Below are 12,032 nucleotides of genomic sequence, written 5' to 3'. Positions count from 1 at the left end.
TCCGCCTCGTGGTCCTCCACGATTGCGAACGCTGCGACACTCGCAGAAGTGTGGATCACGTCCCATCCGTGGTGGCGTTTCGCTCACAACGGATCCGTGAACAGAGGAAATCGGTTGCTCAGCTCACCTCGGACCACCTCGGACACCGCCGCCCAGGGCGGCCGGGTGCCCGTGTCCGTGACCGCCCCCGACCCGATCAGCCGCGAAGGTGCCATCAGCCAGCTGCGCCGGCACCCGGAGGTCGAACTGCGCGAGGAGTCCCGCCCCGGCACGGTGGCTCTGCTGATCGAGGACGTGCTCGACGAGACGGCACTCACCCGGCTGCGCAGAGTCGTGCGCAGTGAAGGAGCGCGTGCCGTGCTCGTCGTGGACACGATCCGCGAGAACGAGCTGCTGGACGTCATCGAGTGCGGCGTCGGGGCCATCGTGTGGCGCCGTGAGGCCACCGCCCACCGGCTGGTGCAGGCGGTACTCGCTGCCGCCCGCGGCGAGGGCGACCTGCCCGCCGACCTGCTCGGCCGGCTGATCAACCAGGTGGGCACCCTGCACCGGGGCGGCGCCGGACGCCACGGCAGTCCCTCCCTGGGACTCACGGCCCGCGAGGTGGACGTGCTGCGGCTCGTCGCCGAGGGACTCGACACCGGCGAGATAGCCGGAAAGTTGGCTTATTCCGAACGCACCGTCAAGAACGTGATGCACGGACTCACGACCCGTCTGCATCTGCGTAACCGTGCGCACGCCGTCGCCCACGCCCTTCGGGAGGGCTACATCTGACCGTCGGGGCAATCGCAGGCGGGCTCCAGGGCAGAACCGCTGTCCGCCGGCCGTCCCCGGCGTGCCTGGGTTCCGGGCGGCACACAGGGCACGATCGGTGGTGGACGGCACCGGACGGAGCCGGACGGTACGACAGGCACCACGGCAGGGCGGGAGCGGCACGCGTGATCCACGAGGTGGACGAGGTCCTCAAGCGGCTCCTGACCGGCGGGGCGCTGACAGATTCCGGTATCGAGGTGTCCTTCGAGGCGCCCACCCGTGACTGGGCGGCCCGGCGCAATGCCCCTGTGGTCAACACGTACCTGTACGACATCCGGGAGGACGTGGCCCGGCGGCAGCGCGGCCAGACGTCGGTGCTCGACGAACGGAACATCGTGGTGCGCCGCAGCCAGCCGCCCCGCTGGTTCCGGCTCTCGTACCTGGTGACGGCCTGGACGAAGACCCCGCAGGACGAACACCGGCTGTTGTCCGCCGTGCTCGCGACGCTGCTCCCCCGGGAACTGCTGTCGCCCGACGAACTCCCCGGCTCACTCGGACGGCTCGGACTGACCCTGCCGCTGACGGTGGCCGGCCTCCAGACGGAGTCACGTTCCTTCGCCGAGATCTGGTCCGCGCTGGGCGGCGAGCTCAAGCCGTCCCTGGACCTCGTGGTGACCGCGCCCTTCCCGGCCTTCCCCGAGTACGACGTCGGGCCGCCGGTCACCGAGGGCGCGACGGTCGGGGTGCGCGACATGGACAGCGACAGCCGTGAGCCCGTGGGACGCTCCCACCGGCCCCACCATGTGGCGGCGGCCCGCGCCGCCCGCGAGGAGGCGGTGGCCGCCCGCCGAGCGGAGAAGCAGCGTTGAACACCTCGCTCAAGGCCCCTGAACGCCACCCCTCGCTCCCCCTGCTCACCCGGCTGGACGCGCTGCGGAGGTCGGTGGCCACGCTGGTCGAACGCCGCTCCGCCACCGACCCGACGGCCGACGACCCGCTGCGCGGCCTGTACCTGTCCGACGAGACGGTGCTGCGGCTGCTGCACACGGACACGGGCGCGGATGCGGCCGGGGGCGCGGACCGGGACGCGGACGCGGATGGCGGCACCCCGGCGGCGGACGGGCGGGCTGATGACGCCCAGGCCCACGCCGACGACCGGCTGGCCAGGACGGCCGCCAGGCTGCGGCTGACCGAGCTGGACACGGCCATCCTGCTCATCGCACTCGCCCCCGACCTCGACCGCTCCTTCGAACCGCTCTACGGCTACCTCAACGACGACGTGAGCCGACGCCGCGCCACGGCCGGCCTCGCCTTCGACCTGTGCGGGCTCCCCGCCCATCTGCCGGACGCCCGCGCACGGCTCCATCCCACGGCGCCGCTGCGCGCCTTCGGTCTGCTGGACGTCGAAGATCCAGAACGCCCCTTCCTCTCCCGTACGTTGTCCGTGCCCGACCGGGTGGCCGCACACCTCATCGGCGACGACACCCCGGACGCCACGCTGCGGGGGCGACTGCACCCGATGCCGGACCCGCTGTCCACGGCCGAGCACGACGAGACCTTCGGCCGGCAGCTGGCCACCGGGCTGTACGACGGGCCGCTCGCCGTCTACCTCCGGGAACACCGGGAGGGTGACGGCCTGGCCGCGCTCGCGGCCGCCCTGCGCACGGTGGGCATCGACGCGCTGCGCTTTTCGAGCCACACCGGCAACTCGGGCCCGGCCGGCCCCACGGACCCCCACGACCCGTCCGGCGCGTCCGGCTCCCCCGTCGCCCAGGGCGACGACGACCACCACGTACGCGCGCTGCTGCGCGAGGCGCGCCTCAGCGGGCGGGCGGTCGTGGTGTCCGGTCTGCCCGACCGGCCGGGCCCGCTGGTCGAAGCGCTGACCGGGGCGACGGACGTGACCGTGCTGCTGGCGGACCCCCGCCCGTACGACCCGCAGTGGTCGTCGCGCGACCCGCTCGTGCTCCAGGCGCCGCGGCGCCCGGCCGGCGGCACCGACGCCTGGCAGGCAGCGCTGGGTCCTGGCGCCGGCCATCTCGACCTGGCCGCCACCGTGGCCCCGTACCACCTCGGCGGTGAGCGCATCGGCCGCGCGGCCCGTGCCGCCCTGGCGCTGGCCGACTTCGACGGAACCCCGCTCACCGCCCACCACATCCGGCTCGCCGCTCGCCAGCAGTCGGCGTCCGGCCTGGAGAAGCACGCCCGCCGGATCCAGCCCGCGGTGGGCTGGGAAGACCTCGTCCTGCCCGACAAGCCCCTGACCCAGCTGCGCGAACTCGCCCTGCGCGCCCGTCACCGCGACCGGGTGCTCGGCGACTGGCGCCTCAGCGCGGGCGGAGGGCGCGGGCGTGGCGTCGTCGGCATGTTCGCGGGAGCGTCCGGCACCGGGAAGACACTGGCGGCGGAGGTCGTCGCGGCCGATCTGGGCCTCGACCTCTACGTGATCCAGCTGTCGTCGATCGTCGACAAGTACATCGGTGAGACCGAGAAGAACCTGGAACGGATCTTCACCGAGGCCGACAGCACGGACGCCGTGCTCCTCTTCGACGAGGCCGACGCGGTCTTCGGGAAGCGTTCGGAGGTCAAGGACTCCCACGACCGGTACGCCAACATGGAGAGCTCCTACCTCCTCCAGCGGCTGGAGTCCTTCGACGGCATCGCGCTGCTCACCACCAACCTGCGCTCCAACATCGACGAGGCGTTCACCCGCCGTCTCGACCTGGTGGTCGACTTCCCGTTCCCGGACGCCGGCCAGCGGCTGGCCCTGTGGCACCACAGCCTGTCGCACGTCCCGTCCGTCGCCGAGATCGACGCCGCCCCCCTGGCCGAGGACTTCGAGCTGGCCGGTGGGACGATCCGCAGCGCGGTGGTCACGGCCGCCTACCTCGCCGCGGGGCGGGACGAACCGGTCAGCGCGGACGACCTGCTGGAGGGCGCCCGCCGCGAGTACCGCAAGGCGGGACGGCTGGTGCCGGGCGAGGCGAACTGGTGAGAGCGGTGGCCCGCCTCGCGGCGGGCCGCGCTCGTCACACGTTGAGCCTGATGGCTTCCAGCGGGATCTTCAGATTCATGGGGCTGCCGCTGTAGACCCATTCACCGGGCTTGGTGCAGGAATGGCCGTACCATCCCTTGTCCTTCAGGTTGCTGTCCTGGCAGACGCTCCCGTCGGCGACCCCGATGGTGAACCCCTCCATCGCGGAGTCCCTCTCCTTGGTACTGCCGAGGTACAGGTTCTTGTCGGCCTTGGCGCCCGTCCAGTCGGGTGTCTTCCAGCCGTCGGCCACATAGGCGCCGTTGCCCCGGATGTCCCCGGCCTTGGAGACCGCGATGTTGATGGCCTTGATGGGCCGGCCCTCGCCGATCCTGCCGGCCGTGTCACCGTCGCACACCGGGTCCGTCCAGCCGCTGTCCGTCACGTAGACGCGGTAGCAGATGTGGCGGCCCTCGCTGAGTGCGGCGATCTCGTGCACCGCGACGGCCGCCGTCCGCTCCGGCGGCTTCGCCGACTTCGAAGCGCCGCCACCGCCACCACCGCTGTCCCCAGGGCCCTTGTCCTCGGCCGTGGGGGAGTCCTCGGGCGCCGGGGCGGAAGCCGAGGACTCGGGCGGGGCACTCTCCTTGGGCGGCGGGATGGCGCTGACGGACTGATCGGACTTCTCCCCCGCCAGGCTCTTCACCTGAGGCTTGTAGGCGATCCAGATCGCGACGAACGCGATGGCCAGCGTCACGACAAGACCGAGCACGGTCGCCAGCCAGCGCGGCAGGAACCCACGCTGGACATAGGTGCCGTTCACATCCACGTTGTTCGCGCCGGAGCGCCGCAGCGCCACCGCGTAGGGCTGCTCCTCCTTCGGCCCGAACCAGATGATCTGCTTCGGCTTCAGTGTCGCCTTGACGAACACGGCCCGGCCCGGCTCGACCTGGACGTTGCTCGGCTGGATCTCGTACGAGATCCGGTCACCGGAGTCGCTGCCACTGAGCGAGGCGGTGACCTTGGTGTTGCCGAGGTTGTCGACCGCGAGCTTGGGCCGGCCGCGGAAGCGGCCCTTGACGACCGGCGGCACCAGCTCGGCCCGCACCTCGGTGAACGGGGTGATGGTGAGGTTGCCCTCCGGGACGGTCACCGCCTCGGGATGCTCGGTGGGCGTGATCCGCACGGCGTACGGATTCGGCCCCGCGGTGGCGTCCGAGGTGCGTGGCGGGGCGAACGTCAGGTCCACCGAGCCCGTGGTGCCCGGGTAGAGGCGCAGCGACTGCGGCTCCACCATGGTCCAGGGGGCGATGGCACCGATCGGTTCGAAGCGGTATTCGTCCACCACGTCACCGGTGTTGCGCAGCCGCAGCCGTACTGTCGTGCTGCTGCCGGGGTCGACGGTGGTGGAGACGGGCTCGAGGGAGGTCCAGAGGCTCACCTCGCGAGGCTATGGCGGGCCCAGGCGTCGAGTCAGCAAGCTCAGGGGCACCGTCGTTGCCCGATCGTCACGCCGAGCGCGCACAACTGCCTCGGCAGAGACCGGGATCCGGTCGCACAGGACTGCCCCGGTCGTACAGAAGTGCCCTTGTGGGCAATGGAAGTGCCCCCGATCAGGCCCCATAGGACGTTTCAGGGGACGCGCTTCGCGCGTGAGGGTGAGAGGACGTCCTGTCTCGTACCCCGAGGAGAGCAGAGCATGCCGTCCTACCTGTCGCCCGGTGTATACGTCGAGGAGGTGGCAAGCGGTTCGCGCCCCATCGAGGGAGTGGGCACTTCGGTTGCGGCCTTCGTCGGTCTCGCGTCGACCGGCCCCCTGAACGAGCCCACCCTGGTGACCAACTGGACGCAGTACGTTGCTGCATTCGGCGACTTCACCGATGGGTACTACCTGGCGCACTCCGTCTACGGTTTCTTCAACAACGGCGGCAGTGCCGCCTACGTCGTGCGGGTCGGCGGCACCTCCGAGGGTGCGTCCGACCAGGCCCCCGCCGCGGTGGCCGGCTCCAAGGCCCCCGCCGCGCTGACCACGGGCGAACCGCAGCAGCTGGGCACCTTCACGGTGACCGCGCTCGCGCCCGGTCAGAGCGGCCCGCTGACCGTCGAGGTCGCCGACCCCGAGGGTGAGGGTCCCGCCGAGCGGTTCAAGCTGGTCGTCAAGGACGGCGAGAAGACCGCCGAGACCTTCGACGTGACCGCCAAGAAGAGCGGCCGCAACTACGTCGTCACCCAGGTCAAGGAGCGCTCCAAGCTCATCACCGTGCAGGAGGCCGCGCCCGCCGCGCAGCTCGCACGGCCCGACAACCAGACGGTGGCGCTCGCGGCCCCCGCCCCTGCCGCCTCCGCACCGGCCGTCCCCGCGGTCGGCAACACGTCGAGCCCCGGGCCCGCCCAGTACCTCGGCGACTCCGCGGACCGCACCGGCTTCGGCGGCCTGGAGGCCGTGGACGAGATCTCCATGGTCGCCGTCCCCGACCTGATGGCCGCCTACCAGCGCGGCGCGATCGACCTGGAGGCCGTCAAGGCCGTCCAGCTCGGCCTGATCGCGCACTGCGAGCTGATGGGCGACCGCGTCGCGGTCATCGACCCGCCGCCCAGCCTGAACGCCCGTGAGATCCGCGTCTGGCGCCAGGAGACCGCAGGCTACGACTCCAAGTTCGCGGCCCTGTACTACCCCTGGATCAAGGTCTTCGACCCGGCGTCCGGCCAGTCGAAGCTGGTCCCGCCGAGCGGCCATGTCTCCGGCATCTGGGCCCGTAACGACTTCGAGCGCGGAGTGCACAAGGCGCCCGCCAACGAGGTCGTACGGGGAGCGGTGGACCTGGAGATCCAGATCACCCGTGGCGAGCAGGACCTGCTCAACCCCATCGGCGTCAACTGCATCCGCGCCTTCCCCGGCCGCGGGGTCCGCGTCTGGGGTGCCCGCACCATGTCCTCGGACCCGGCCTGGCGCTACCTGAACGTACGCAGGTACTTCAACTACCTGGAGGAGTCGATCCTGATCGGCACCCAGTGGGTGGTGTTCGAGCCGAACGACCAGAACCTGTGGGCCCGTATCCGGCGCAACGTCTCGGCGTTCCTGGTCAACGAGTGGCGCAGCGGCGCCCTGTTCGGCTCGCGGCCCGAGGAGGCCTTCTACGTCAAGTGTGACGAGGAGACCAACCCCCCGGAGTCCGTCGACGTCGGCCGGGTCATCTGCGAGATCGGCATCTCGCCGGTCAAGCCCGCCGAGTTCGTGATCTTCCGGCTCGCGCAGTTCTCCGGCGGCAACGGGGAGCTGGAGGAGTAGGGCGACAGCCCACCCCGACAGCACCCGTACGTGATCCACCAAAACTTTCGGTAGGACGGACAGAAGATGAGTATCGGCCCAGGTGACGCGTTCACCTCACATAATTTCGGCCTCCAGATCGACGGCGTGATGGTCGAGTACCTCGCGGAGGTCAATGGCCTCACCATTGAGCAGGACGTCATCAAGCACCTTTCCAACTCCGCGCAGGGCAAGCCCGAGGTCAGCCTCATGCCCGGCACGCAGAAGGACGGGCAGTGCACGGTCGTGCGCGGTATGACGCCCTCTGCGTCGTTCACGACGTGGATCAACGACTCGATCGCCGGTCAGATGTCCACGGCCCGCAAGAACGCCTCCATCATCGTGATGGACTACCAGAACAACCCGACGAAGCGCTACAACATGCGCAACGCCTGGTGCAGCAAGATCGACGCCAGCGCCCTGAAGGCCGGTGAGGCCTCGGCGCTGACGGAGACCGTGACCATCGTCTTCGAAGAACTGGTCATCGAGTAATGCGGCGCACTTCGGCCAGGGCCGGCGCGGGCCAGCTCGCGGACGTACCGGCGCCCCAGGCCGTGGAGGGGCCGGAGCAGACACCTGCTCCGGCCCCTGCACCCGCCCCCGCCCCCGCTCCGGTGGTCCAGCGGATGCAGACGGAGTTCCCCTTCGAGCTGCCGCGCGGCTACGTCGACGAGGCGGGGACCGTGCACAGGGACGGCGTGATGCGCCTGTCCACGGCCCGGGACGAACTGATCCCGCTGCGGGATGTCCGTGTCCAGGAGAACCCGGCGTATCTGTCGGTGGTGCTGCTGGGCCGCGTCATCACGCGGCTCGGTACGCTGTCGATGGTGCACGACGGGACGGTGGAGAACATGTTCGCCTCCGACCTGGCGTTCCTGCAGGACTTCTACCGGCAGATCAACGCCGAGGGCCACACCAGGGCAGCGGTGGAGTGCCCGCACTGTTCCGAGCCCTTCGAGGTGGAACTCGGCGGGAGCCGCCTGGGGGAATCGTGACGTACGCGACCGACCGGCTGCATGAGGAGATCGCGTACGTGGCCTATCACTTCCACTGGAGCCTGGACGCGATCCTGGATCTGGAACACCCGGACCGCCGCCTGTACGCGGACCAGATCGCGTCCTTCGTGACAAGGGCCGGGGCGGAGGGCTGAGCCGTGGGGTTTCTGGACCGGTTGCGCGGCCGTGAGGATCGCGCGGAGACACATCACACCGCCCCTGCGGGGCCGGTCGGGCCCGCAGGGCCTGTCGGTCCGGCCGGGTCCGGCGGGGCTTCCGACGAGGCGGGCGCGGTGCCGGCGGTCGTCGCCGCCGCCGCGTGGACGGGCCTGCCGCCGATCCAGCGGGCCATGGACGCGGGGCGGCCTGTGGTCGCCGACGCCGGGTTCGGCGGGCGACTGCCGACCTGGCAGAACCCGTCCTTCACGGGGTCCGCGGCCCGGCCCTCCGCTGGGCTGCCGTCCCTCGGCGTCATGAACACGGCGCCGGACAGCCTCCTTTCGGGGCCGCCGTCCGGCTCGTCCCGCCCTGCTGCCGGACTCGAAGGGCCCTCGCGCGCCCTCCCGTTGGCGACGAGTGCGGCGGAGCCGGCCGTGCAGCGGGCCCCGGCGGTACCGCTGCGGGCCCTGCCTGGGGCGGGCTCCCAAGGCAACGGCGGGGCCGCGCGAGCGGCCGGGCGCGGTGCCGCGGCCCCGGCGGCGCCCGCCGTTCCGGCCCCGGCCCCTGCTCCCCTGCCGGTGTCTGCGGCCCCTGCGGAGACCTCGGCAGCATCCGGGCCGGCCGCATCCGGTCCCGCTCCCGCTCCCGGCCCCGCTCCTGTTCCCGTACGAGCGGTACGGGACGCGGGCCAGGGCCCAAGGAACGCCCCGGCTCCGGCGCACGGTGTCCGGGTGGCGCCCGTACCGCCCACCTCGTCCAGGACTCAGCCCCTGACCAGGGCACCGGCGGTGCAGCGCCGGGTGCTGCCCTCAGCGGCACGGCGACAGCCCGCAGCGCCAGGGGGCGCCGGAGGTACGCAGGGTGCGCCCGGCGGAACCACGGCATCGACCGAGCCCGACCGAGGGGGAGACGGCACGCCCGGCTCCCCCTACACAGCACCCCTGCCGCAGACCTCCGACGCCCGTGGACCGGCCGGCGGCGGCGCCGCAGTGCAACGAGCCGTGGCCCAGCGGTCCGGCACCGCCGGCACGGAGGCGCACCGTGCGGGGGCATCCGGTGCGGGGACGCCCAGCACGGGAACGCCCGGCGCGGGAGCTTCCGGCGCGGGAGCTTCCGGCGCCCGGACGTCCGGCTCGGGAACGCCCGGCGCCGGAATACCCGTTGCCCGAAAGCGTGCCGCCGGAACACCCGGTGCGGGGACGCCAGGTGCGGGGACGCCAGGTGCGGCAACGCCCGGCGCCCGGACGTCCGGCTCGGGATCGCAGAGTGCCGCAACATCCGGCGCGGGATCACGCAGTGCCGGAACACCCGTTGCCCGAAAGCTTGCCGCCGGAACCTCCGGTACGGGATCACCCGCGGCAGGGACGCCTGGCGCCCGTACGCCTAGCCCTGGTTCGCCCGGTTCGGGTACGCCTGGTGCGGGATCACCCGGTACGGGAGCTTCCGGCACCCGGACGTCCGGCGCGGGAACGCCCAGCGCGGGAACATCCGGAGCAGCGACGTCCGGTGCGGGAACGCCCGGCGCGGCGACGTCCGGCGCCCGGGCGTCCAGTGCGGCATCACCCGGCGCCGGTACCCCCGGAGCGGGATCAGCCGGTGCGGGCAAGCCCAGCGTCCAGAGGTCCGGCGCAGGGGCACCCGCCGGTCTCGGAACTCCCCGTGCCGGATCACCCGGTGCAGGAACGCCCGACGTCCAGAGGTCCGGCGCAGGATCACCCGGTGCCCGAACCCCCGGAGCGGTGTCACCCGGTGCGGGTACGCCCAGCGTCCAGAGGTCCGGCGCAGGGGCACCCGCCGGTCTCGGAACTCCCCGTGCCGGATCACCCGGTGCAGGAACGCCCGGTGCAGGAACGCCCGACGTCCAGAGGTCCGGCGCAGGATCACCCGGTGCGGGAACCTCCGGCACGGGATCATCCAGTGCCCGAACACCCGGTGCAGGGAGGCCTGGCGTGGGATCGCCCGGTACGGGAGCTTCCGGCGCCCGGACGTCCGGCGCGGGAACGCCCGGCGCCGCAACACCCGCCGCCGGCCCGAGCACTGCCGGGACCCCCGGCGTCGGCACCCCCGGCGCGGGGAAGCCCGGTGGCGGCACGCACGGAGCCGGAGCACACGGCGCAGGAACCCCCGTCGCCCGAAAGCCCGCAGCGGGATCCAACACCGCCGCGACACGCGGACCCGCCGCGCCCGGACCCGCAGCGCGCCCCGCAGGGGCGGACGCGGCACGCGGCAACGCCGGCCCCGCCGCCCTGTCCTCCGCCCCCGTGCAGCGGGCCGTTGCCGACGGCGCGGCGTCCTCGGCCCCTGGTCCGCGCGATCCGGCCGGGCCCCCGCCCGTACGGCCGGCAGGCCCCCGCGGTACGACACCCGCCGGACCGGGCGCCCCGCGCGGCCTCGGGCGTCCCGTCGACGCGCCCAGGACACCGCCCACGAGCCCGCAGGGCCCCCCGGCCGCCGGTCTGCCGCCCACCAGCGGTCCGGCCCCGGCCGGGCCGACGGCTGCTGCCTCCGCGCCCAGCAGCGGCGCCGCCGCCGTACCGCCGGCCGGGCAGCCCCAGGTGCAGCGCTCCGTGACGAGGACGGCTGCGACCCGGCCCGTGGCGGCAGCCGGCCCCGGCGCGACCGAGGCCCGCCGCACCACCGCGCCGGGCCCCTCCTCCGCCGGCCCCTCGGCCACGGCAACCCCCGCTCCAGGCGCCGCCGTCCAGCGCGCGGATTCGGGCAGCCAGAAGCCCGCCACGTCAGCCACGCCAACCCCGCGCCCCGCACCGGCCATCGGCGACCGGCCGGTCGGCCCGCGCGCCACGGCGCCGAACGCGGCCCGCCCGGGTCTCGGCGCACCGGTGCCCTCCGCGCCGCCCCACATGCGTACGGCCGCCGCTCAACCGCCGCCCGTCGCCGGGCAGCCGCAGGGCCCGCGTACCCCAGCCGCATCCCCGGCCCCGCCCGCCGCTCCCGTCCAGCGCCGCACCACGCTCGGCGCACCCCTCGGCACGGCGCCCAGGGACGCGGCCCCGCTCATCGCCCCTCCCGCGCCGTCGGCCACCGCCTCCCGGACTGCCGCGCCGACAGCGCCGGTCGTCCAACGGGCCTCCGCCGCCCCCGCGCCGAACGCCCCCGCCCCGGCACCCCTTCCCGTCCCCGCACCTGCGCAGACCCCGCCGCCCCTACCCCTCCCCGTACCTGCGCGGACCCCGCAGGCCCCGCCGCCCCCGGCCGCCGTCCCGCCCGCACCCGCCGACCGCACCCGCGTCCAGCGCCGTGCCGCGCCCCTCACGGCCCTACCCCTGCGCGGTCTCACACCCCCCGGTGCCGCCGCCGCTTCGCCTCTGCCCGTTGCGGTCCTCACCCCGCCCCCGACGTCGCCGCCGGCTCCCGCGCGGCCCGTCCTGTCCGGCAGCGCGTCGGATCCGACCGTCCAGCGTCTCGGCAAGGGTTCGGCCATCGGGGCGCTCGCCGCAGCGACCGTCGACACCGTGTCCTCCACCCTGGGCCGTATGCGACCCCACCGGAGCAGCAACAACGCCAAACCGCCGCCCTCCGAGCCGCCCGTCGGCCAGAACCCCCCGCCCCCGCCCGGCGGGAGCGGGAGCACCCCGCTCCGGCAGGAGGAGCCGCCGCCCGAGTACGCGGCGGTCCAGCAGGGCGGATTCGACCCCCGTGACCTCACCGACTTCCAGCTCGACGAGCTCGTACACCGGATCATCGGCCGCATCACCCGCCTCATCCGTACCGAACTGCGCCTGGACCGCGAACGGATCGGCAAACTGCGCGACCCCCGTCACTGACCGGCGAGCCCACGGGCACCGGCACCTTCTTCCACCACCGCCCCCGACAGACGTATCCG

General features: G+C 73.3%; 10 protein-coding genes. 8 read left to right on the top strand and 2 right to left on the bottom strand.

Annotation, left to right across the window (positions count from 1 at the left end; genetic code table 11):
* Positions 1-114 precede the first annotated feature (114 nt).
* The 3 genes from AB0C75_RS21120 (at position 115) to AB0C75_RS21110 (ending at position 3,748) form a co-directional block, all read left to right on the top strand.
* The gene (locus AB0C75_RS21120) at positions 115-774 is read left to right on the top strand and encodes a response regulator transcription factor (protein WP_362892989.1); all 660 of its coding nucleotides are present in this window, start codon (positions 115-117) and stop codon (positions 772-774) included.
* A 164-nt stretch (positions 775-938) separates the two neighbouring features.
* Positions 939-1,622, top strand: a complete 684-nt coding sequence (locus tag AB0C75_RS21115) for a DUF4255 domain-containing protein (protein WP_362892987.1) — start codon at positions 939-941, stop codon at positions 1,620-1,622.
* Positions 1,619-3,748, top strand: a complete 2,130-nt coding sequence (locus AB0C75_RS21110) for an ATP-binding protein (RefSeq protein WP_362892985.1) — start codon at positions 1,619-1,621, stop codon at positions 3,746-3,748. The genes AB0C75_RS21115 and AB0C75_RS21110 overlap by 4 nt, the downstream gene beginning before the upstream one ends.
* Positions 3,749-3,782: 34 nt before the next feature.
* Here AB0C75_RS21110 and AB0C75_RS21105 read toward each other — a convergent pair whose 3' ends face one another.
* Positions 3,783-5,168 carry a hydrolase gene (locus tag AB0C75_RS21105; protein WP_362892983.1) on the bottom strand — a complete coding sequence of 462 codons (1,386 nt, stop codon included), beginning with the start codon at positions 5,166-5,168 and terminating at the stop codon, positions 3,783-3,785.
* A 258-nt stretch (positions 5,169-5,426) separates the two neighbouring features.
* Here AB0C75_RS21105 and AB0C75_RS21100 point away from each other — a divergent pair, with 258 nt between their 5' ends.
* The 4 genes from AB0C75_RS21100 to AB0C75_RS21085 all read left to right on the top strand — a co-directional run bounded on the left by AB0C75_RS21100 (position 5,427) and on the right by AB0C75_RS21085 (position 8,184).
* The gene (locus tag AB0C75_RS21100; RefSeq protein ID WP_362892981.1) at positions 5,427-7,016 is read left to right on the top strand and encodes a phage tail sheath subtilisin-like domain-containing protein; all 1,590 of its coding nucleotides are present in this window, start codon (positions 5,427-5,429) and stop codon (positions 7,014-7,016) included.
* Between the two features lie 66 nt (positions 7,017-7,082).
* The gene (locus AB0C75_RS21095) at positions 7,083-7,526 is read left to right on the top strand and encodes a phage tail protein (RefSeq protein ID WP_104787890.1); all 444 of its coding nucleotides are present in this window, start codon (positions 7,083-7,085) and stop codon (positions 7,524-7,526) included.
* Positions 7,526-8,029: a hypothetical protein gene (locus tag AB0C75_RS21090; RefSeq protein ID WP_362892980.1), complete on the top strand. Its 504-nt coding sequence runs from the start codon at positions 7,526-7,528 to the stop codon at positions 8,027-8,029. The genes AB0C75_RS21095 and AB0C75_RS21090 overlap by 1 nt, the downstream gene beginning before the upstream one ends.
* Positions 8,026-8,184: a DUF6760 family protein gene (locus AB0C75_RS21085; protein ID WP_362892978.1), complete on the top strand. Its 159-nt coding sequence runs from the start codon at positions 8,026-8,028 to the stop codon at positions 8,182-8,184. The genes AB0C75_RS21090 and AB0C75_RS21085 overlap by 4 nt, the downstream gene beginning before the upstream one ends.
* Positions 8,185-8,237: 53 nt before the next feature.
* Here the strand turns inward: AB0C75_RS21085 and AB0C75_RS21080 are convergent, their stop codons facing one another.
* Positions 8,238-8,510: a hypothetical protein gene (locus AB0C75_RS21080; RefSeq protein ID WP_362892976.1), complete on the bottom strand. Its 273-nt coding sequence runs from the start codon at positions 8,508-8,510 to the stop codon at positions 8,238-8,240.
* A 1,627-nt stretch (positions 8,511-10,137) separates the two neighbouring features.
* Between AB0C75_RS21080 and AB0C75_RS21075 the strand changes: the two genes are divergently transcribed.
* On the top strand, positions 10,138-11,973 hold the full coding sequence (locus tag AB0C75_RS21075) for a hypothetical protein (protein ID WP_362892974.1): 1,836 nt from the start codon (positions 10,138-10,140) through the stop codon (positions 11,971-11,973).
* Positions 11,974-12,032 lie beyond the last annotated feature (59 nt).

The sequence above is a fragment of the Streptomyces sp. NPDC048565 genome (assembly GCF_040650935.1).
Classification (GTDB): Bacteria; Actinomycetota; Actinomycetes; order Streptomycetales; family Streptomycetaceae; genus Streptomyces.
The sequence above is the reverse complement of the archived record's forward strand: the minus strand, read 5'-3'. Positions and strand labels throughout refer to the sequence as shown.

Excerpts from the sequence above, each read along its gene's own strand:
- AB0C75_RS21100 (WP_362892981.1), top strand. The coding sequence starts at position 5,427 with ATGCCGTCCTACCTGTCGCCCGGTGTATACGTCGAGGAGGTGGCAAGC.
- AB0C75_RS21095 (WP_104787890.1), top strand. The coding sequence starts at position 7,083 with ATGAGTATCGGCCCAGGTGACGCGTTCACCTCACATAATTTCGGCCTC.
- AB0C75_RS21090 (WP_362892980.1), top strand. The coding sequence starts at position 7,526 with ATGCGGCGCACTTCGGCCAGGGCCGGCGCGGGCCAGCTCGCGGACGTA.